Source organism: Schaalia cardiffensis F0333 (genome assembly GCF_005886435.1).
GTDB lineage: Bacteria > Actinomycetota > Actinomycetes > Actinomycetales > Actinomycetaceae > Pauljensenia > Pauljensenia cardiffensis.
Window position 1 is genome coordinate 1,962,763 of the sequence record NZ_CP040505.1, and the last position, 22,663, is coordinate 1,985,425.

The 22,663-nt window shown below is 64.0% G+C and carries 13 protein-coding genes; 12 read left to right on the forward strand and 1 reads right to left on the reverse strand.

The genetic code is table 11. The annotated features are described in order from the left end of the window. The first annotated feature begins 232 nt into the window (after positions 1 to 232). From FFA61_RS08085 to FFA61_RS08135, 11 genes are all read left to right on the forward strand, one after another. The gene (locus FFA61_RS08085; RefSeq protein WP_005963151.1) at positions 233 to 745 is read left to right on the forward strand and encodes a molybdopterin-binding protein; all 513 of its coding nucleotides are present in this window, start codon (positions 233 to 235) and stop codon (positions 743 to 745) included. 6 nt (positions 746 to 751) lie between these two features. Then, the gene (locus tag FFA61_RS08090) at positions 752 to 1,543 is read left to right on the forward strand and encodes a TetR/AcrR family transcriptional regulator (RefSeq protein WP_005963149.1); all 792 of its coding nucleotides are present in this window, start codon (positions 752 to 754) and stop codon (positions 1,541 to 1,543) included. A gap of 111 nt (positions 1,544 to 1,654) precedes the next feature. Beyond that, positions 1,655 to 2,716 (forward strand): DNA adenine methylase, encoded by a 1,062-nt coding sequence (locus FFA61_RS08095; protein WP_005963147.1) that lies wholly within the window; start codon positions 1,655 to 1,657, stop codon positions 2,714 to 2,716. Between the two features lie 14 nt (positions 2,717 to 2,730). Continuing rightward, positions 2,731 to 3,603 (forward strand): hypothetical protein, encoded by an 873-nt coding sequence (locus FFA61_RS08100; RefSeq protein ID WP_005963146.1) that lies wholly within the window; start codon positions 2,731 to 2,733, stop codon positions 3,601 to 3,603. Between the two features lie 308 nt (positions 3,604 to 3,911). Further along, positions 3,912 to 4,667, forward strand: a complete 756-nt coding sequence (locus FFA61_RS08105; protein ID WP_005963145.1) for a biotin--[acetyl-CoA-carboxylase] ligase — start codon at positions 3,912 to 3,914, stop codon at positions 4,665 to 4,667. Continuing rightward, the gene (locus FFA61_RS08110) at positions 4,664 to 6,595 is read left to right on the forward strand and encodes an ATP-binding protein (protein WP_005963144.1); all 1,932 of its coding nucleotides are present in this window, start codon (positions 4,664 to 4,666) and stop codon (positions 6,593 to 6,595) included. The genes FFA61_RS08105 and FFA61_RS08110 overlap by 4 nt, the downstream gene beginning before the upstream one ends. A gap of 143 nt (positions 6,596 to 6,738) precedes the next feature. Further along, the gene (locus FFA61_RS08115; RefSeq protein ID WP_040313966.1) at positions 6,739 to 8,334 is read left to right on the forward strand and encodes an acyl-CoA carboxylase subunit beta; all 1,596 of its coding nucleotides are present in this window, start codon (positions 6,739 to 6,741) and stop codon (positions 8,332 to 8,334) included. A gap of 52 nt (positions 8,335 to 8,386) precedes the next feature. Beyond that, a complete protein-coding gene (locus tag FFA61_RS08120; RefSeq protein WP_005963142.1) occupies positions 8,387 to 17,572 on the forward strand; it encodes a type I polyketide synthase in 9,186 nt (3,061 codons plus the stop codon). Next, positions 17,569 to 18,222 (forward strand): holo-ACP synthase, encoded by a 654-nt coding sequence (locus FFA61_RS08125; RefSeq protein ID WP_005963140.1) that lies wholly within the window; start codon positions 17,569 to 17,571, stop codon positions 18,220 to 18,222. Before FFA61_RS08120 ends, FFA61_RS08125 begins: the two co-directional genes overlap by 4 nt. Before the next feature lie 187 nt (positions 18,223 to 18,409). Next, the gene (locus tag FFA61_RS08130) at positions 18,410 to 19,039 is read left to right on the forward strand and encodes a biotin transporter BioY (protein WP_005963136.1); all 630 of its coding nucleotides are present in this window, start codon (positions 18,410 to 18,412) and stop codon (positions 19,037 to 19,039) included. Between the two features lie 350 nt (positions 19,040 to 19,389). Then, a complete protein-coding gene (locus FFA61_RS08135) occupies positions 19,390 to 20,634 on the forward strand; it encodes an MFS transporter (RefSeq protein ID WP_051057851.1) in 1,245 nt (414 codons plus the stop codon). A gap of 150 nt (positions 20,635 to 20,784) precedes the next feature. On the opposite strand, the gene mobA is transcribed toward FFA61_RS08135, so the two are convergent. Next, on the reverse strand, positions 20,785 to 21,504 hold the full coding sequence (mobA, locus tag FFA61_RS08140) for a molybdenum cofactor guanylyltransferase (RefSeq protein ID WP_005963132.1): 720 nt from the start codon (positions 21,502 to 21,504) through the stop codon (positions 20,785 to 20,787). 58 nt (positions 21,505 to 21,562) lie between these two features. Here mobA and moaA point away from each other — a divergent pair, with 58 nt between their 5' ends. After that, positions 21,563 to 22,624 (forward strand): GTP 3',8-cyclase MoaA, encoded by a 1,062-nt coding sequence (gene moaA / locus FFA61_RS08145; RefSeq protein ID WP_005963130.1) that lies wholly within the window; start codon positions 21,563 to 21,565, stop codon positions 22,622 to 22,624. The last annotated feature ends 39 nt before the right edge of the window (positions 22,625 to 22,663 follow it).

Genomic DNA, 22,663 nt, shown 5'->3' on the forward strand with positions numbered 1-22,663 from the left:
CGAAGGCAAAACAAAGTGCGAGCGAACTGAGACAGCGCCTTGAAACCCTCATAATCCCTCCACGTCGGAGAATATTTGAATCGTTTCTCACCCTCGCAAATCCTCCACCCTTTCAATTCCTTCCATGACACCATCGCCTCCCGGATCCCCCTCTCAGGAGGCCTCCCCCGCCCTTCCTCGATTGATACCATTTCTCCTTCAAGCATCTTCCTTTTAGTGAAAGAAGCGCATCATGCCTCAGCCAGCAGCTCTCGAAACAGCTTCTCTCCGCGCCCACTTCATCGTCTTCTCCGATAGGGTCCTCAACGGATCGAAGGAGGATCACGCCACTCCCGCCTGCGCGAAAGCTCTTGAAACCGCCGGGATCACCGACACCACGACGACAGTGGTTCCCGAACAGCGCGAGGCCCTCTACTCCGAGATCCGCTCCGCCCTCTCTTCTGGCGCGCGCCTCGTCCTCGTCCTAGGAGGTTCGGGCTTCGGAGTCGGAAATGTCGCTCCTGAAGTCGTCCGGGAAGTGATCGAGGTCGAAATCCCCGGCATCGCAGAACAGATCCGCTCCTATGGGCTAAAATCCACTCCCCTCTCGGGCCTGTCCCGTGAGGTCGTCGGCGTGACGGCCCGCGACTCCTCCGGCGCTCTCCTCGTCGCCTCGCCGGGGTCAAAGGGCGGCGCCCTCGACACCCTGGCCGTTCTCATCCCCCTCCTTCCCGCGATCTACCATCAGCTCGACGAGGAGCGCTGAGCCCCAATGGGCAACCGGATCGACACGCAAGAGCGGCTCATCGCGGCGACCCGTCACATCATCATCGAAGAGGGGATGGAGGCAACCTCCCTCGAGCATATCTGCAAGACGGCAGGCTTCACGCGAGGCGCTTTCTACTCGAATTTCGCGTCGAAGGATTCCCTCTTGGCGGCGCTCGCCGAGGACGAGTACACGGGGCTCATTGAGCGTCTTCGCCTCACGATCGATCATTGGGCCTCGAGTTCCTCCCCCGTCGAAGAGGATGGTGTCGAAGCCTCCGGCGAGCTCCTGATCGAGAACCTCCTCTTCGAGGCGCTTGACGCGATCGGCACGAACCGCGAGCTGCATCTGCTGCACACTGAGCTTCTCTTGCGTTCAATCCGGGACCCCGAGTGGGCGAAACGTTTCCTCGACATCAACCTCGAGTTCGTTGACGAGTTGGGGCGCTCGCTCGAGTGGATCCTTGAGGCCGCGGGCCGTGAACTCACCCATCCGCTTCGTGCTCTCACGCATTCGGTCATTGGCGTCGTCATGCGTGCTTCGGGTGTTGCGGCGTGGCGTGAGTCGATGCAGGCGCTCAGGCTCCAAGAAGGGACGACGAAGTTCGCTTCTTCACCAGCCGATTCGATTCCAGCCTCGTCCCTTCACCACGTTCAGGCCTCGGCTCAGAACGTGGAGCTCTCCCAGGGGCTACGGAGCGAGAGTGAGGACTCCGCCCGAGCTTCAGGGGCTCGTGAAATCCTCGAAACTGTTCTCCATCTCCTCTACGCCTCCTCTCGTCCCAGGCTGGAGCGGTGAATACGAACACGCGGGAAACACGAGCCTGCGACTGAGCAGAAAGTCCACGAAGCCGACAGCGCCCCAGGTCGGCGTCCTCACTTGCACATGCCGACACGTACAGTAGAGCCCATGACGGAAGCAGCACTCAGGATCGACTCGGGCATCGATCCCCTTGCCCAGGTTTCCGTATACCCACGCCTGCGCTACATGGGGTCGAAGTATCGGCTCCTTCCCGCTCTTGCAGATGTTTTCACCCAGCTCAATGCGTCGACTGCAATCGACCCCTTCTCCGGCTCGGGCGTCGTCTCCTACTTGCTGAAATCGCTGGGCTACTCAGTCACTTCAAGCGACTACTTGCACTTCCCCGTCACCCTCACAAGCGCCGCATGCGTCAATCAGAACGACACACTCTCCGATCAGGAGATCACCATGATCTCCTCGGGAGTCAACCGCGATCAAAGGGACTTCATCTCTCGCACATACGAGGGGCGTTTCTTCACCTCCGAAGATCTGCGCTTCCTCGACTCCGCCTGGTCCCACATCGATTGCCTGCCCTCTGCGAAGAAAGACTTGGCGATCTCGGCCCTGGTTCTTGCGGCAGCACGAAAGCAGCCACGGGGCATCTTCACGGTCACCGGCCTTCGTTATGACGATGGACGCCCCCAGCTCCACACCCCCTTGCGCGAACAGTTCATCACCTGCGCTCATGACTGGAATCGCGCTGTTTTCTCAGCACGCCCCTGTCGTTCATTCCAAAGCGACGCCCTGAGCGCAGCTGGACATGCAGATGTCGTCTACCTCGATCCCCCTTACGCTCCCCCCAGGGATGACAACGACTACATCAAGCGATATTGGTTCCTCGAAGGACTGTCTGACTATTGGCAGAACGGAACCGCCTCGATCATGGAGAACACTCGAACCCACAAACTCGAGAAGCGTCCGACGCCATTCGGCTCCAAACTGACGATCACCGCTGCTCTTGCCGAGCTCTTCGACCAATTCTCAGATTCGACACTCGTTCTGTCCTACGGGTCGAACGCCGTGCCTGATCTACGCACACTCATCAGCATCATGACGGACGTGAAAGGCTCCAAGCCAGAACTCGTAACGATCCCCCACCGCTATCACATGGGAACCCACCAAAACGCCAATCGGCGTGAGGCCGTCGAGTACATCCTCATCAGCGACTGAAGGGACGCACGACAATGGACCCCATCCCATTCGACACATATGTCTCTTCACTCAGTCGGCTCTCCACCTGGTCGGACCCAACGCACGCCACGGCACAAAGCGCCCAGATCGCAGCGGCAGTTGCTTCCCTTGAAGAATTGCCCCTGATCGACCGGGATTCTCTCAGTCAGTGGATTCACACCCACCCGAATGATGCAGGCGTCCTTGCTCTCATTGTCGGGCTGAGCAAAGAGAAACTGAAGAACCAGGTCCGCCATTGGTTCGGCGTGGGATCACCTTCCAAAGTCGCGCGCGAAAAGCCGAGAGAACTGGTCGATTTCTTTGATGAGGATTTCGATCTCATCAGGCTTGTCAACAGTCAGCTCAGAAGAACGTACACCTTCGCCGATATTCTCAACGCGAGGGCGACAACGAGGCATTCCGCCGTCCAGGCCGGTGAGTCCGGGCGCAGAGTCGAAGACCAGATCGAAGCCATTGCAGGGGATCTGTCTCTTCCCTACGAGGTGCGCACCCGTTTCGAGGGGAGAACTGGTCGCAGCGCCCCAGCCGATCTCGCAGTCCCCGGTGGCGGACGCGGCTGTGTCATCGCTGTTGCTGCAAAAGCTTTCGACTCCACAGGATCCAAGCTCACTGATGCTGTGCGTGAAATCGAAGAAATGGCGGATGCCCGAACAGGCAATCAGATCGTGCTTGCCGTCGTTGACGGCATCGGATGGAAGGGCCGTTTAGCGGATCTCCGTCGGATCTGGTCACTGTGGGAGAGCGGCGAAATAGATGGGCTTTTCACGATGAACACCCTCGAGGAGTTTTGCCAGGACCTCGACGATTACGCAAGAATCCGCATGATCAAGCGTTGCCCCCGCGGCCTTGAGGCCCCAGGCAGCTGATTTTTCCCCCCGAACCACGCGCTCTCAGGCTCGGGTCCACTCAATCCGGTCCTGCGAGCGTCCGGGCGCAGGCTTTCCGAAGACGGGCGCAGGCCCTCCGAAGAGGACACCAGCCCCTTCACAGAGGAAACCCGCGCAGCCCCTGTCGCACGGGCTTTTACGAAGAGAAGCCGCGTCTTCCGCCAGCTTGCAAGGATGAACACCACCCCCTGCGCGAGTGGTGAAAAACCACGACTTTTCAGCAAGATTTCGCCGAATATACACGAACGTATTCGCATCCACGCTCACGCTTGAGCACGCTGAGAGTCATGAGCAGTGGATCCTCGCCCGAAATCCGACGCTTCACATGCGTCGACTCCGCGCTGAGCGAGCTGGCCAGAGCAGCCCGCGAGGACACCGCTATGCCGGATTTCACGAGCGTCCTCGCTGAGCATCAGAACGCCGGACGCGGACGCAGCGGACGCGAATGGCTCGACGATTCAGGCTCCTCCCTCCTGCTCGCCACCCTCATTCGCGTCAATGATGCGGATCTTCCCTGGGCGACACTCCTCGCAGGCCTCGCCGTGTGCGACACCCTCGAAGCCCGCGGCCTCACCCCTGGCCTCAAATGGCCCAATGACGTGCTCCTTGAGGGGCGCAAAGTCTGCGGGATCCTGTGCGAACACATCGACACCATCGCCGCACACCACCGAGTCGGCGTGGGCATCGGAGTGAACATCGGCATTATTCCCGAAGGGGCGGGCCCCATTGCGGGCGCAATCCCCCTGGAAGAAGGCGAATCCGCATCCACCGTCCGCGAATCCCTTCTCTCGCACATCCTCGCCGCCCTCGACAGGCGACTCGCGCAAACTCAGAGCGAATGGCGCTCCGACTACCTCTCCCACCTGCACGGACTCGGTGAAACGACGAGCGTCCGCCTGCCCGGCTCCGAGGCGCGCACCCTCACGCCCATCGGCATCAGCGAAGACGGGGCGCTCGAAGCAGTCGACGAGTCCGGACAATCCTTCATCCTCAGCGTCGGCGACGTCGACCTTCCCACAGCCCGTCAAGGAGAACGCGCATGAGCATCTTCCGTACCCGTAGGGGTCCCAAGCCGATCCACAAGCTCCTCATCGCGAACCGCGGCGAAGTCGCGGTCAGAGTCATCCGCACCGCACGCGAACTCGGCATCACCTCAGTCGCCGTGTACTCGGACCAGGACATGCGCTCTCAAGCCTGCGACCTCGCAGACGAGGCCTACGCCCTGGGCGGCAGCGCCCCGGCGGACACCTACCTCTCGGCCAGCGCGATCCTCCAAGCTGCGAAGAAGACCGGCGCGGACGCCATCCACCCCGGCTACGGCTTCCTCTCCGAAGACCCCGAATTCGCCTCCGCAGTCCACAAAGCGGGCCTGACCTGGGTCGGCCCGAAAGCCAGCGCGATTCGGGCCCTGGGCAACAAGATCTCCGCCCGTTCGATCGCCGCCTCCTCGAAAGTCCCTGTGATCCCCGGAGGACCCCTCCCGGCGAAGGTTTCAGAAGGACTTGGCGCGACCCTTCAATTCGCCCGACGCCACGGCTACCCCGTCCTCATCAAACGCGCGGACGCGGGCGGCGGGCGCGGGATCACCCGCTTCGACAGCGACGAGGATGTCCGCAGGCATTTCCAAGGGCTCGAAGACTCCGCGCTGAAAGAATGCTTTCTAGAGAAGATGGTCCTCGGGGCCCGCCATGTGGAAACCCAGTGCGCCAGAGACACTCACCTCAACTTCCGCGTCGTCTCGACGCGGGACTGCTCGGTCCAGCGGCGCAACCAGAAAATCATCGAAGAGGCTCCCGCGCCCCACCTTCCCGTCGGCGTGGAAGAAGCCCTCGAGAACTACTCTCGCGCCCTCTTCGAAGCGATCGACTACACGGGCGTCGGCACCTGCGAGTTCCTCGTCTCCGCCGATTCGCATATCTACTTCCTCGAGGTGAATCCGCGCCTCCAAGTTGAACACACCGTCTCCGAAGAGGTCAGCGGCCTCGACCTCGTCGCCGAACAGCTCCGCATCGCTTCTGGCCAACCCCTGTCCGAGCCGACGCACTCGCGCGGCCATTCCATTGAAGTGCGCATCACCTCTGAGAACCCGGCGGATGATCTTATGCCCGCGACCGGGAGGATCCGTTCAATCACCTGGCCCGGCGGCCCCGGGGTGCGCGTCGATTCCTTCGTGCGCGCAGGAGACTCGATCGGTTCGGACTACGACTCCCTCATCGCGAAACTCATCGTCACCGGCCCGAACCGTTCCCTCGCCCTGGCTCGCCTACTGCGGGCGATCGACGAATTCACAGTCGAGGGCCTGCCGACCAGCGCGCCGATGCTCACACACATCCTCACCCACCCCGACTTCTGCGGACCCGACTCTCCGCGCGCGAAGGGCACGAATAGCTCCGCCTCCTCTCAAGACGAGGACGCGCCCGCGCATTGGAAGCGCTGGCCGAAGACGAGAAGCGACTTCGCCGTGTACACGAAGTGGTTCGAGGAACTGCGAATCCTCGACGAAGTGAAAGAAGGGCTCTGCCAAGAACCGGGGACGCGCAGCGACAGAGGCGAAGTTCCGGTCGAGGAAATGCAGTCCTTCACGATCGAGATCGATGGTCGCCGCGCAGTCCTCAAAGTGCCGAGTGGATTCTTCGCAGGCCCCAGAGGCGCGGCCACTGCGGACTCAGGCGAACAGCCCACGAGGCGCCAACTCCTGCGGGGCCGCGGCGCCCGAAAAGCCCAAGCCCACACCACATCGGGCCCCTCCCTTCGCGCCCCGATCCAGGCGACCGTCGTGCGCGTCCTCGCCTTGCCCGGCCAGAAAGTCGCAGCAGGCGACCTCGTCCTCGTCCTCGAGTCCATGAAGATGGAAAAACCGATCCTCGCCCATGAGGCCGGACAGATCGTCGACATTCACGTCAAGCCCGGGGACACCGTGAAAGCAGGAGACCTCATGGTCTCCATCAACCCCATCGAGGAGGCGCAATGAGCCCCGAGATTCCCGCGCCGAACAGCTCCCCGGCGGATGAGCCCACCCAGGCGACAGATAAGCCAGTCGAGGCCACTGTGGACACAGCCGCCCAGGCAAGCGCCCCCCAGGACGCCCAGACCGCCCAGGTCGCCCAGACCCCTATGCTTCACCCCCTCCAGGCCCCCGCATCGGACAGCGCCCCCGAAACGGTCACCGTGTCGAGGCAAAACTTCATCGAACGCAACCGCGAGATCGTCGACGCCGCTGAAGAACGTGCACGCTCGCGCCAACACCCCCACGGGCGTCGAACCGCCCGAGAACGCATCGCGGAGCTCCTCGACGAGAACAGCTTCGCCGAACTCAACCGCTTCGCAGGCGGAGACATGACGAAGGGTTCACTCGGCTCCGCCGTCATCACCGGCCTGGGCAGTATCGACGGCCGACCGGTCGCCGTCTACGCCCAGGACTTCTCCATCATGGGCGGAACACTCGGCGAAGTGGAGGGCGACAAGATCCTCCACCTCATGGACCGCGCGCTCTCCCTGCGCATCCCAATCATCGCCCTCCTCGACTCAGGCGGCGCCCGCATCCAAGAGGGCGTGACCGCCCTCGCCCAATACGGGCGGATCTTCAAAAAAACGAGCGAATGCTCAGGGGTCGTCCCGCAGATTTCCGTGATCCTCGGACCTTGCGCCGGGGGCGCCGTTTACGGGCCCGCACTCACGGACTTCATCATCATGACGCGCAAATCCTCCTACATGTTCGTCACTGGCCCCTCGGTCGTGAAGGCCGCGACCGGTGAGGAGATCGCCGCAGAAGATCTCGGAGGCGGCGACCTGCACAACTCCATCTCCGGGGTCGCTCACTTCCTCGCCGAGGACGAGGAGGAAGCCCTGGACTACGCCAGGACCCTCCTGTCCTACTTCCCCTCGAATTGTGAGGAGGAGCCACCGCTTTTCGCCTACGATCCGGCGCTGAGCGAACCCCAGAATGCAAGGCGCGTCGGAGAGCTCGTTCCCGAATCCCCCAAGCAGGCCTACGACATGGTGGAGGTCATTGAGGCGATTGCCGATAACGAGGAGTTCTTGGAGGTGCAGCCCCTTTTCGCACCCTCGGTCCTCATCGGCTTCGCAAGCTTCGAAGGCCACCCCGCCGGAGTCGTCGCCTCCCAGCCCCTCGCCGATGCGGGCACCCTCGACGTGGACGCCTCCGAGAAGGCCGCCAGGTTCGTCCAGTTCTGCGACGCCTTCGGCCTGCCGGTCGTCACCCTCGTTGATGTGCCCGGCTACCGTCCCGGCTCTGAACAGGAGCGGGCCGGAATCATCCGCCGAGGCGCGAAACTCATCACCGCCTATGCGAACGCGACCGTCCCCCTCGTGACGGTCATCATCCGTAAGGCCTTCGGAGGCGCCTATATCGTCATGGGCTCCAAGTCACTCGGCGCGGACGTCAACTTCTCCTGGCCCGCCTCGCAGATCGCAGTCATGGGTTCCGAGGGCGCGGTCGACATCGTGTTCCGCCGCCAGCTCGCCGAGGCCGGGGCGCAGGGCCGCGACGTCGCCGAGCAGCGCGCCCACTATCAGCGCCTCTACGAGCAGACCGCGGTCAACCCGAACCTCTCCCTGCACGGGGGCCAGCTCGACGGCCTCATCGAACCCGGACGGACCCGCGAAGCGATCTCGCGTTCGCTTCGAGTCCTCGCCCGCAAGCGGCGCAACATCAACTCCCCCCGAATCCACGACAACGCGCCAATGTGACGCGCGCCCCTCGACCACTCACTCCCACGATCCTCAAGGAACGGACTTCTCGATGACTTCGATTCTCAACAGCCTCGACCCCCGCTACGTGCTCCTCTTCGGAGGACAGGGCTCGGCCTGGCGACGCGCCCTCGACGAATCCCTCGCCCTGCCCCACCAGGGCGAGCAGATCCGCATGGCCTTCGACTCGGCCATGAAGCTCCTCTCCCCCATCGCCCTCGAGCTGCTCAGCGCCGCCCCCGGAGCCTCCGATCGTCTCGGTGAGATCCTTGCGGGAGGCTCAGCGGACTCGGAGTCCGATTCCGATCCGGCAGTGTCCGGCCCCGGCATCCTCCTCGCCCAGCTCGGGGCCCTCATTGACCTGGACGCCGCGGGCCTCAATCTTCACGAACGCCAACCCCAGGCGATCCTCGGCCACTCCCAGGGCCTCCTCGGCGTCAGGCTCGCAACAGCCTTCATTGACGAGGACGAGCAGGCGAGCCACGAAGTCATCGCCCTCGCAATTCTCATCGGCTCCGCCGCCCAGAAGGTGTCTGGCAGGATCGGGGCGACGCCGCGTCGTTCCACAACCCCGATGCTCGCTGTCCGAGGCTTGGATTCCGCGCTCGTCTCCTCATTGATCGAGAAGATCGACGATGTCTCAGTCGCCGTCGTCAATGGCCCCGACGCCCTCGTCCTCTCCGGCCTCCCGAAGGCCCTCGACGAAGCACGCCAGGCCCTCGAGAAGACCACGGCCGCGAAGAATAAGGAGCTGGAGGAGCGCCTCCACGGGGGTTCGCCTCTGAGCCTCTCCTTCGATGCCCTGCCCGTCGCAGCCCCCTTCCACTCCGAACTCCTCAACCCGGCCCTCGCCCTCGTCGACGAATGGGTGGAGCGCATTAACGCAGCGGGAAAGACCCTTGATGCCGCCGCGGCCCACGATCTTGCCTCCCGCATCCTCGTCCACCCGGGAGACTGGGTCGGCGAAATCAACGCTCTCCTCACAAAGGGCGCCCGAGTCCTCCTCGACCTGGGGCCCACTGCGATGGTCGGCCGTCTCAGCGCGCCCCTGCTCGCAGGCACGAGCGCGCAGGTCGTCGACGCTTCGACTCGCGCCGCCCGCACGGCCCTCGACGTGCCCGGCTCCCACCTGGATGAGCCCGTCAGTTGGGAGTCCTTCGCGCCGCGCCTCGTGCGCCTGCCCGATGGGCGCCGCCTCGTTGACACTGCCTTCACCCGCCTCACCGGCAAGTCCCCAATCCTCCTTCCTGGAATGACGCCGACGACCGTCTCCCCCGAGATCGTCGCAGCCGCCGCGAACGCCGGCCACTGGGCGGAAATGGCCGGAGGCGGCCAATACTCTGAAGAGGTCTTCACCGAGAACCGTACGGGCCTGGAAAAACTCCTCGCACCGGGCCGCACCGCGGGCTTCAACACGATGTTCTTCGACCGTTTCATGTGGAACCTCCAGTTCGGTGTCACGAAGATCGTCCCGAAGGCTCGCCGCGCGGGCTCCCCGATTGACGCGGTCACGATCGCGGCAGGCATTCCCGAAGCTGAAGAGGCACGTGAGCTCATCACCCAGCTTCGCGCCGACGGCTTCGAATACCTGTGTTTGAAGCCGGGTACAGTCGAACAGATTCACCAGGCCCTCAACATCGCCGAGGAGAACCCCGAGGTTCAGCTCATCCTCCAAGTTGAGGACGGACACTCGGGGGGACACCACTCCTGGGAGAACCTCGACGACCTCCTCCTCGCGACCTACGCACAGATCCGCGCGACCCCGAATGTTGTTCTCGCCGTCGGCGGCGGCATCGGCCGCCCCGAGGACGCAGTCTCCTACATCACGGGCGAATGGTCTCGCGCTCACGGCCGCCCGCTCATGCCAGTCGACGCGGTCCTCGTCGGCACCGCCGCAATGGCGACCCTCGAAGCGCGCACCTCCCCGCAGGTCAAGCGCCTCCTCGTTGAAACCCCCGGCGTCGACGGCGACGGCTGGGTCGGGCGCGGCAAGGTCCGCGGTGGCATGACCTCCGGCCTGTCGCACCTCGACGCGGACATGCACGAGATCGAGAACTCCTCAGCCGTTGCCTCCCGCCTGATCCATGAGCTCGGCGGCGACCTTGAGGCGATCGAGGCGCGCCGAGACGAGGTGATCGCCGCCCTCGCGAAGACCGCGAAACCCTACTTCGGTGATCTTGAGGACATGACCTACGCCCAGTGGGCGAGCCGGGTTGTCGAATTGTCCTTCCCCTACGCGGATTGGACCTGGGCCGACCGCGTCCTCGACCTCTTCCACCGCATCGAAGCTCGCCTCTCGCCCCTCGATCACGGCGAATTCGAAACCCTCTTCGCCGACGTGGACGCAATCGAAGACGCCCCGGCCGCTTTGGAGCGCCTCCTCGAGGCCTACCCGCAGGCCACGCGCGCCACGGTCGCTCCCTCCGATGCCGAATGGTTCCCCTCGCTGTGCCGCAAGCACCACAAGCCCATGCCTTTCGTTCCCGCATTGGACGTGGATCTGGCGCGCTGGTGGGGCACCGACACGCTCTGGCAGGCCCAGGACCCGCGTTTCGACGCGGACTCGGTCCGCATCATCCCCGGGCCGCGCTCCGTTGCGGGCATCACCCGCGTCGACGAGCCCGTCGGTGAACTCTTCGGCCGCTTCGAAAATGCTCTCGTCGATGCCCTCGCCGAGGCCGGGGCTCCCGAGAGCGAAGTGTGGTCGCGATTCCACGACGCCACGGACTTGGAGTCCTTCGTGCGCGAGATCCCCTTCATCCAGTGGGCGGGCACTCTCGTTGCGAATCCCGCGAAGGCGATGCCCGGGCAGACCACGATCAGCGTTGACGACAAGGGCCTGGCAAGCATCGAAGTCACCTGTGAGACCGCATGGGACGGGCTGGGAGAAGAAGCCCCCCACGCGGTGCGCCGCATCGACATCCCGATCCTCACCTCCGAGGCGTGCCGCACGGGTGGTGTGCCCGTCGTCGATATGGAGCGCCTATCCATCAGCGCCTACGACCTTCTCGCCGGTGCTGCGGGCGTTGGCACCGTGACCGTGAACGGCGACCGCATTGACGCCATGCCCGCCGTCGAAGCCGGTGAGGGTTTTGGTCTGGTCCGTGATTCCTTCACCTTGAGCGCTGACCTGGGGCCCGCGCACGGAGCCGTCACTGGCGCGGCCCTTCGCGCCGAACTTGTCCAGATCGTCCCCGATGCGCTCGTCGGCCCCTGCTGGCCCGCGATCTACACTGCGCTCGGCTCCGCGATCCACGATGGCGTGCCCGTCATTGAGGGCCTCGTCAACGCGGTCCACCTCGACCACACGATCCGTTTCGACGCCGAGCTTCCCGCTGCGGGCTCGCGAATCGAAGTCGAGGGACGCTGCGCTGAACTCTCAGAGTCCTCCGCGGGCCGTGTCGTGCGCGTCGAACTCGAACTCTTCTTCGAGGGCGTCCGCTTCGCCCGCCTCACTGAGCGCTTCGCAATCCGCGGCCGAGTCGCGTCGACCCAGCCGCCCTCGGGCGCTCCCTCGATTTCTTCGGGCATTGGGCTTGCGGACACGCCGCGTTCCTTCATCCGCCGCGCCACCATCGTCGCGCCAGCCGATATGACGGCCTTCGCGAACGTGTCCGGCGACTTCAACCCGATCCACACGTCCGCCGCTGCGGCCGGGCTTTCTGGTCTTTCCGCTCCCCTCGTGCACGGCATGTGGCTTTCGGCCTGCGCCCAGCACCTCATTGAGGCCGAGGGGGCGAGTCCTCTTGATGCTCCCGCCCGCGACTCTGTGATCCGCTCAATCCCGACTCCGCACCTCGAGATCGAAGCCTGGTCGTATCAGATGCACGGCATGGTGAACCTGCGCGACCGCGTCGAGATCACCATTGAGCGCGTCGGCCGGGCCGGTGGGCGTCTCCTCCTGGAGGCGACCTGCCGCGTGAACGGCGATGTCGTGTCGATCGGCACCGCCCTCGTTAAGGCTCCAGCAAGCGCCTACGTGTACCCGGGCCAGGGGATTCAGCGTCAGGGCATGGGGATGGAGTCGATGACCCCTGCGATCCGCGAGGTCTGGGAGCGCGCCGATCGGGCGACCCGCGAACGCCTCGGCTTCTCGATCCGCGCGATCGTGGCCGATAATCCGACGCAGATCCGCATCGGCTCGCAGGTGCTGCGCCACCCCGAGGGCGTCCTCAACCTCACGCAGTTCACCCAAGTCGCCCTCGCGACCCTCGCCTACGCGCAGACCGCCGACTTGAAGGCTCAGGGCGCCTTCGTGGAGGGCTCCTACTATGCGGGCCACTCTTTGGGCGAGTACAACGCTCTCGCCGCTTGTGCTCAGATCTTCCCCTTCGAGAAGGTCCTCGAGATCGTCTACCAGCGCGGATCCGCGATGCACAATCTCGTTGAGCGCGACGCTCAGGGCCGTTCGAACTACCGGATGGGTGCGCTGCGTCCGAACCAGTTCGGTGTCACCGACGAGGGCGTGCGCGCCTACGTCGAATCCGTGGCGGAGAAGACGGGCGAGTTCCTCCAGATCGTCAACTACAACCTGGCGGATTCGCAATACGCCGTCGCCGGCACGATCGCGGGCCTGGATGCTCTGGCCGCTGATGCGGATGAGCGCGCCGCCGAGTTCGGCGGTCGTCGCCCCTTCATGCTGATCCCCGGCATTGACGTCCCCTTCCATTCGATCAAGCTGCGCGCGGGAGTTGCACCCTTCCGTGAGCGCTTGGAGGCCCTCATCCCCGAGGACGTGGACCTTGAGGCGCTCGAGGGCCGCTACATTCCGAACCTTGTGGCCCGTCCCTTCGAGGTGAGTCGCGAGTTCGCGGAGTCGATCCTCGAGGTTGTCCCCTCCGAGTCCGTCCAGGCCCTCCTGGCCGATTGGGAGGGTGCACGAGCCGATCGGGGTCGGACTGCTCGCACGCTCCTCGTCGAGCTGCTCGCCTGGCAGTTCGCCTCCCCGGTCCGCTGGATCGAAACCCAAGATCTTTTGCTCAACGCGGATCGTCTCGGCGTGGAGCGCGTCATTGAGATCGGTTTGGGCACCTCCCCGACGCTCGCGAACCTCGCATCGAAGACCCTGTCGATGCCCGCCTACGCGGGCCGTACGGTCGAGGTCTTCAACCTGGAGCGCGATTCAGCGAGGATCCTCGCCACCGACACGGTGTCTGCTCCCGTGGACGCTGAGGCCCCGGCCCCCACGGGTGAGGCTCCGGCTCCGGCGACGGATTCTTCTCCCGACACTTCCTCCGCCCCTTCCACCCCCGCCACGGCCGAGGCTCCCGCTCCCGCAGCAGCGGGCGCGGCTCTTGAAGCGAAGGCGCAGGCTCCCGCCGCCGGTGCTGTGGATGCCGCTCAAGTCCCGGATATGCCGCTCAGCGCATCCGAGGCTGTGAAGATCCTCCTCGCGCACGGAACGAAGATCCGCGTCGAGCAGATCGACGCCTCCGACACGATCGACTCTTTGACGAATGGCGTGTCCTCGAAGCGCAACCAGCTCCTCATGGACATGGCCGCGGAATTGTCGATCCCCTCGATCGAGGGCGGAGCAGAAGCCCCGATGAGCGCCCTGATGGCCTCAATTGATCAGGCGGCGCCCACCTACGCCGCCTTCGGCCCGGTCCTCAGCGAAGCGATCTCCTCCAGGCTCCGCGTGCTGCTCGGCGGAGCGGGACTCAAGGCCGCGCATGTGTCCAAGCGCGTGACCGGCCACTGGCAGCTCGGCCAAGGGTGGGCGCAGCGTGTGAGCGCGCGTATCCTCCTTGACACTCGTGAAGGCGATTCCGTGCGCGGAGGCGCCCTCGCTTCACTGCCTCCAGCCCCGGCTTCAGCTTCCGAAGTCGACGCCCTCGTTGACGCGGCCGTGGGGGCCGAAGCCGACGCGCTCGGCATTGCGATCGCCGCTCCAGGCACCGGTGGAGGCGCTTCGGGTGAGCTCGTGGACTCTGCGGCGCTCACCGCCCTGACCGAGAGGATCCTCGGCTCTGATGGGCTCCTCGCCACCCAGGCGCGTTCCCTCCTCGCGGCACTCGGACACGAAGAGGCCGAGGCTCCTGGTGCGGGCGAAGACCTCTCCGCTCTTGCCGCCGCCGTGGACGCCGAACTCGGTGTCCGCTGGCTCGACTCGGTGCGCCCCGCTTTCACTCCTGAGCGCGCAGTCCTTTTCGATGACCGTTGGGCTCTTGCCCGCGAAGATCTCGCCAGGGCCGCCGCCGGTGAATTCGACGTGTGTACTCTGAGTCTTCACGCTTTCCGCGCCGGAGGCTCCGATCTTGCCGATTTGGCGAAGTGGTACGCGCAGCACGCCGAAGGCGAGAAGCGACTCGCCTTCGAGAACATCGCGAAGGCCGCCCTCGAAGAGGCCGATGACGAGTTCGCGGGCGATATCGCCCTCGTGACCGGTGCCGCTCCGAAGTCGATCGCCGCAGCCGTTGTCGAAAGGCTCCTCGCCGGTGGGGCGAGCGTCATCATGACGTCCTCTCGGATCAACGATGCGCGCCTCGCCTTCGCCAAGGAGCTGTACCGCGCTCATGCGTCGATCGGTGCGAAGCTGTGGCTCGTGCCCGCGAATATGGCGTCCCTGCGCGATATTGACGCCCTCACCGAGTGGATCAGCTCGGACTATTCGGAGACCTCGGGCGCGAGCTCGACCCTCGTCAAGCCCGCTCTCCTGCCGACCCTGCTCATCCCCTTCGCAGCTCCCCCCGTGTCGGGCACTCTGGGTTCAGACCCACATGGGGCGATGGCCCAAGAGCGACTCCTCTTGTGGTCGGTCGAGCGCACGATCGCGAAACTCGCGGCCCTCGACGCTTCGACGGCGATCGATCATCGTCTCCACGTCCTCTTGCCGGGCTCTCCGAACCGTGGAATCTTCGGCGGGGACGGCGCCTACGCGGAGGCGAAGGCCTCCTTCGACACGATCTGCACGAAGTGGTCGAATGAGCGCGGCTGGCCCGAGCGCGTCACCCTCGCTCATCCGCGCATCGGCTGGGTGAAGGGCACGACCCTCATGGGCGGCAATGATCTGCTCGTACCCGCAGCCGAGGCCGCGGGAGTGCACGTGTACACGAGCGAGGAAATCGCGACGAGCCTGGTGGAGCTCCTGAGCCACAAGACCCGCCAAGAAGCTGCGCTCGCCCCGGTGGATATGGATCTGACGGGCGGTCTGTCCGATGCGGGTCTGGATCTTCCGGCGCTCGCCGCCGCTGAACGTGCACGAGCAGCAGCGAACTTAGCTCCCGCGTCGAAGGATGCGAAGGCGACACTCTCCGCCCTGCCGAACCTTGTGACTCCCGTCCTCGCAGATCGACTGGAGTGGAACGAGGTCGAGGCCGGTCTGGATGAGCAGATCGTCATCGTCGGCGTCGGCGAGGTGTCCGCGTGGGGTTCGGGGCGCACGCGCCACGAAGCCGAGCACTCCAGCGCCGATGTGGAGCTGAGCGCCGCGGGCGTCCTTGAGCTCGCCTGGATGATGGGCCTGCTGCATTGGGCGGACTCGCCCGCGCCGGGCTGGTACGACTCTGAGGACAAGCCCGTCGAAGAGGCAGCGGTGTACGAGCGCTTCCACGACGAGGTCGTCGCCCGCTGCGGCATCCGCCCCCTCGACGATGATGGCTTCCTCATTGAGGGCGGCTCCGATGATGCGGCGACCGTTTTCCTCGCGAGCGACCAGGAGTTCACGGTCGATTCCCAAGAGGACGCGCAGGCTTACTTTGCCGCCGACCCGGCCCGGACGAAGGTCGTGCGCGATGAATCCTCCGGGGAGTGGAAGGTCCGCAAGCTCGCGGGCTCCGCGATCCGGGTGCCGCGCCGCGCGACCCTGAGCCGTTCGGTTGCGGGCCAGATCCCCGCGGACTTCGATCCGACGAAGTGGGGGATCCCCGCGTCCATGATCGAGGCCCTCGACCGGATCGCCGTATGGAACCTCATCACCGCCGTTGATGCTTTCGTGTCTGCGGGCTTCACCCCTATGGAACTCCTCCAGGCTGTTCACCCGGCGGATGTGTCCTCCACCCAGGGCACTGGGATTGGCGGCATGGAATCGCTGCGCAAGGTGTTTCTCTCCCGTTTCCTCGGGGAGGATCGCCCTCAGGACATCCTCCAGGAGGCTTTGCCGAATGTTGTGGCCGCGCACACGATGCAGTCCTACATCGGCGGCTACGGGCAGATGATCCACCCGGTCGGCGCCTGCGCGACCGCCGCAGTCTCCATTGAGGAAGCCTGTGACAAGATCGCGCTCGGCAAGTCCGATTTCGTGGTCGCCGGCGGCATTGATGACATCGGCGTCGAATCCCTCACGGGCTTTGGCGATATGAACGCGACCGCCGAGTCTGCAGCCCTGTACGCGCGTGGCATTTCGCCTCGTCGTTTCTCGAGGGCGGGAGACCGTCGTCGGGCGGGCTTCCTCGAGGCGGCGGGCGGTGGGACCGTCCTTTTGACGAGGGCGTCCATCGCCGCTGACATGGGCCTGCCGGTCCTCGGCGTGATCGCCTATGCGCGTTCCTTCGCCGATGGGGCGCATACTTCGATTCCCGCTCCGGGGATCGGCGCGATGGCGGCCGCGCGCGGAGGAGTCGACTCCGGCTATGCGAAGGCCCTGGCCCGCCTTGGCCTGTGCGCTGACGATGTGGCCGTCGTGTCGAAGCACGACACCTCCACGAAGGCGAACGACCCGAATGAGGCGGAGCTTCACGCGACCCTGTCGCGGGCCCTGGGCCGAACCCCGGGTAATCCGCTGCACGTCATCAGTCAGAAGACCATCACGGGTCATGCGAAGGGCGGTGCGGCGCTGTTCCAGACGGCCGGTTTGACGGAGGTGTTCCGCGACCAGCAGATCCCCGGAAATGCTGCGCTCGACTGCCTCGATCCGCAGATGCGCGAGTTCGCGCCTCTCGTGTGGCTGCGCACGCCTCTGAACCTTGAGGCGACGCCGATCCGCGCGGGGGTCCTCACCTCCCTCGGCTTCGGGCACGTGTCCGCCCTTGTTGCGCTCGCCCATCCGAGTGCTTTTGAGACGAGGCTCGCCGCTGAGCGGGGCGAGGACGCGGCCGCGGCTTGGCGCGAGACTGCGAGCAGGCGCCTTCGGGAGGGTCGTGCGCGACTCGAAGGGGCGATGATCGGGCGCGAACCCCTCTTCGAACCCATCGAGGGGCGCAGGCTCCCCGAGTCTCAGGCCCATGCGGTCGAAGAGGCGCTCCTACTCGACCCGGATGCGCGTCTGGGCGCTTCGGGCGTGTACGGGACGCGGGCGTGAGGGCTGCGCGTCTCATCCTCGGCCAAGGGACCGGGGTGGATCTCACCCCGGTCCCCGCGATCGCCGAACGCCTAGAAGCTCCGGGCACCGTGTTCGCCCGCGTGTTCACCGACCGCGAGTGGGCATATTGCCTTGGGCTTGACGCTGAACCGCTCGGAGGCGCCTCAGGCGCGGTGCGGGGTGGCTCGGGCGCAGAGGGGAGTTCCTCAGGCGGGGCGCTCGCTGCCTCGCTCCCCTTGGGAGGCACCTCGGTCCCCGTGAATGGTGCTCGCAGTATTGAGCTCCATGCGGGATCTCAGGCTCTCAGCAGGCCCGGCCCGCGCGCCCTTGAATCTCTTGGAGCCCGTTGGGCGGCGAAGGAGGCGACGATCAAGGCCTGGTCCTCGCTCATCGCTCCCAATCCCCCGACTGTGCCCGAAGAGGAGGTGAAGTGGTCGCAAATCGAGGTGGTCCACGACCCTCATCGCCGTCCGAGCCTGCGTTTCAGCGGCGATATTGCCCGCGCCCTCAAGGAATTGTCCACCGAGCTTCGGGCCGATCTTGAATGGTCCGTGTCCCTTTCGCACGAGGGCGGTTTTGCCCTTGCTTTCGTTCAGGTCCTCGCATTGGCTGATCCGTTCGGACTTGAAGATCGTTCTCCATCGTCGTGATTTCACTGATTCTTCATTCGGCTTGCGCAGATTGTGTGTCATTCGCTCACTGCGCTTGGTCGAGGCTTGATCGATGAAAGGGATACACGCACCGCTCTGCCCTGTGCATTCGTTCCCTCGTCCACCACACCTCTTTCTTTCCCGTCCATCACCTCTTGTTCGTCCCCCTTTTGAAAGACCTGTTCCAATGTCGACTTCATCTCTAACTCCCACCCCCGTCCTTGCCGACCGCTTCTTTTCTGTCCGCTCCCTTTCGCGCGATGCTGCGCTCATAGGGGGTGCGGCCCTTGGCGTTGGCCTTCTCGCACAAGTGTCGATTCCCATGTGGCCTGTGCCGATCACCGGTCAGACTCTTGGTGTCATGCTCGCAGGGGCGATCCTCGGTTCGCGTCGAGGAGCTAGCGCCATGACGCTGTACGCGACCCTTGGTCTTGCAGGCATCCCCTGGTTCTCCTCCTTCGGCGCAGGCCCGGCCTACCTGCTCATGCCCTCTTTCGGTTTCATCCTCGGTTTCATCCCGACGGCGTGGCTGATCGGTCGACTCGCTGAGCGCCGCTGGGACCGTTCCCCTCTGGCCTCCCTCGGGGCTTTCGGACTTGCCTCCGCAATCCCCTTCCTCGTGGGCGTGCCATGGATGTGGATGACCCTCTTTTTCGTCAAGGGCACCGCTTTGAGCCTGTGGGCAACCCTTTCAGCGGGATTCTTCCCCTTCATCCCGGGCGGGGTCGTCAAATGGGTCCTCGCTTCGATGATCCTCACCGGAACGTGGAAGATTCTTGGCGCGCGCAACTCGGCTAGTGAGCCGGCTCAAGGCTGAGAATCGTCGAAGACTCCACGGTTTTTGCTTTTTTCGTAGGAGTGCACCTCAGTCAACGCTCTCGAGGGGAGTGCATCCACAGATTCGGCGAAGCGCGTTCACGGATTGAGCCGGATTGGGGCACTCATAGTCCGAAAGTCCCCTTTTTCTTAAGGTGGAGGCTCAATGAGAATATTGACGAATCTCACATTCCGTGAAAATTGAGGAATTCAGGGGGATTGAACGCGCAAAAAGAAGGGCGAAAGGAGTTAGGCTCAACCGTCACCATCAAGTCCTCGACCGAAGGCAGAGCCGTGTCATCACACAGCACTTCGCATCGCGAAGCCCCGGGGGCCAATCGGGTCCTCACCATGTCCACCATCTCCTTCACCCTGATGTTTGCGGTGTGGTTGATGTTCGGTATCCTCGGCAAGCCGATCCAGAAGGAGTTCGGCCTCGACGCCGTTCAACTCTCCTGGATCAGTGCAGTCGCCGTCCTCAACGGATCCATGTGGCGCCTCCCCTCCGGTATCCTCGCCGACCGTTTCGGCGGGAAGATCGTCATGACCGTCATGATGATCCTCGGCGCCATCACCTCCATCGGCGTCTCCCTCGTCCCGACCGGCAACTACGCGATGCTCCTCGTCCTCGCCTTCTGCGTCGGCATCGTCGGTAACTCCTTCTCCTCGGGTGTCGCCTGGAACTCCGCGTGGTTCTCCGATCGTCGCAAGGGCTTCGCCCTCGGCGTCTTCGGTGCGGGCAATGTCGGAGCTTCGGTCACTAAGCTCATTGGACCGGGGATCATCGCGGCCACCGCCGGTTCCACCTACATCTTCGGCATCCAGGGCGGTTGGCGCCTCATCCCCGTCGTCTACGCGACCCTCCTCATCATCTTCGTCATCCTCCTGTGGTTCATCACTCCTGCGCAGGATCGCAAGCCCGCAGCTTCCGTCAAGCTTTCGACGATGCTCGAACCGCTCAAGGACATCCGCGTGTGGCGGTTCAGCCTCTACTACGTCATCGTTTTCGGCGCTTACGTGGCCTTCTCCGCGATCCTTCCGACGTTCTACGTTGATAATTTCGGCGTCTCCTTGGCGAGTGCGGGCCTGTTGACGGCGACCTTCATCTTCCCCGCATCCTTGCTGCGCCCCTTCGGCGGATGGGTCTCCGATAAGTGGGGAGCCCGCGTCGCGATGTACATCACCTTCGTGACGATCGGCGCCTTCTTCACGATCCTCATGCTCCCCTCGGGCGTCAACGCCGAAACCGGTCAGGCCTTCGGCCTGCCGCTCTGGCTCGTCGTCTTCATCATCTTCCTCATCGGCTGCTCAATGGGCATCGGCAAGGCTGCCGTCTACAAGCACATCCCCACCTACTTCCCCGACCATGTGGGCTCGGTGGGCGGCCTCGTCGGCATGCTCGGCGGTCTTGGCGGATTCTTCCTGCCCCCGCTGTTTGCCTACGTCCAGAAGTGGACGGGTCTGATCTCGACGCCCTTCATCCTCATGACGATCATCACCGGCGCAACCCTCATCTGGATGCACCTGGTCATCCAGAAGATGAAGCGCACGGCGCCCGAGGCCGATCACATTGAGGTCCCGCACGACGCACGCTGATCTTTCACGCATCGGGGCGCTCACCATTTTCGGACGTCCCGATGCTGCGTCGGATGCTTGTCGCCCACCCTTTGCTCTACGCATTGGGTGGGCGATTCCTATTGTGGGAGTTCGACGTTTGAGGGCAATGAGCCGCCTGTCACCGCATTCCTATTCACAGTGGGGTTGGCGCTCAGCGTTTTCGCCGTCCCCGGATTCGCCACGGCTTTTCACTTCACGAAGTGTCTTTTCACCTAAGCGTTCGCGCCACCAGGCGAGGTCTTCAGGGGTGTCGAGGTCGCGGCACTCAGCACCCGCTTCGACCTCGACGAGCTTCATGCGCGAAAGAACGGAGCGCACCGAACGGTCGTGAAGCGAAGAAGAAGAGCCCCGCCCCTTGTCAAGAGCCCGAAGAAGGGGGTTCACTCTATAGGCGCCTTGGAGGTACTGGCGAAAGACCCGGGGTTGTCCGCCGAGGATGACAGCCCCTTCAGCTTCGGGATCTGAATCGAGAGCGCGAAGAAGTCGGGGCGCAAGGCTTGCCACTCCGGGAGAATCCACTGAGAAGACGAGGAGGACTCCCCTGCTGTCTCGCTCGGTCTTCTCATCGGCGAGGAGCGTGTGAAGACCTGCTTCTAGTCCTGCCAGTGGCCCTCCTCCTGGAGGATCTTCCATTGTGCGCAGGGTGCCCGCAGGCACGGCCACGGAGTCAGGAGCGATGACGACTCTTCCCCAGGAAGTCAAAGGGGAGAGGGAATCCAGAACTCGGTCGAGCAAGCGACCCCCGAGCTCAAGGTCTGATTTGGATGCGCCTCCGAGACGTTTTCCCTTTCCGCCTGCAATAATGAGGGCTCCAATACGCGCTGCAGCGTCCGTGTCCCTCTCGCCCATGTCCCCTCTTCCTATCCGCCAGATATTCACTGGATTTTTCCCTAGTAATATAGAGGATATGACCATCCCTTCTGTCCGTATCGCGCCCCCTTCCGCCGTTAAGGAGGCGGCGCCTGCGCGACTCGTTGATCGTTTTGGTCGCATCGCCCGCGATCTGCGCATCTCCTTGACTGATCGCTGTAATCTTCGCTGCTCGTACTGCATGCCCCCCGAGGGCCTCGAATGGCTTCCCACCGAGGACACCCTCAGCGATGAAGAGGTGGTTCGCCTTGCGCGCATCGGGGTGGAGCTCCTGGGGATTCGCGATCTGCGCTTCACCGGGGGTGAGCCTCTTTTACGCCGGGGACTTGAGGACATCATCGCCCAATGCGCTGTGCTAACAACCGACGAGGGGCGTCGCCCCGATATCGCCCTGACGACGAACGCTCTCGGCCTCGATAAGCGTGCACACTCTTTGGCGAAAGCGGGCCTGGACCGCGTCAATGTCTCGCTCGACACCCTCGATCCGCAGCATTACGCGCAAATCACTCGCCGCGATCGGCTCCGTGATGTCCTCACAGGGCTTGATGCAGCCGCCAAGGCGGGATTGCGTCCGATCAAGGTCAACGCGGTCGTTCTGCGCGGCATCAACGACGCAGATCTGCCCGATCTGCTGGACTTTTGCCTCGATCGCGGGATCGAGCTGAGGATCATTGAGCAGATGCCGATCGGCCCGCCGAGCACATGGGATCGTCAAAAGATCCTCACCCGCGACGATATCCTTCACCTCCTTTCGACCCGTCATATCCTCTCCCCCCTTGACAGAGTTGACCTTCATTCGCCCACCCGCTCCTGGTCGGTGGATGGTGACCCTCAACGCCTTGTCGGCATCATCGCCTCTGTGTCAGAGCCCTTCTGCCAGGCCTGTGATCGCACTCGTCTCACGAGTGATGGGATGATCCGTTCCTGCCTGTTTTCCACTGAGGAAAAAGATTTGCGCACACTGCTTCGCTCAGGCGCTACGGATGAGCAGATTGGCGAAGCGTGGTGTGAGGCGATGTGGGTCAAGCCCCTCGCCCACGGCCTCGACACGGATGCTTTTGCTACCCCTTCGCGGACGATGTCCGCAATCGGCGGGTAATTCGCATGCCCCTTTTCGCGTAATTCGCCCCCCTCATTC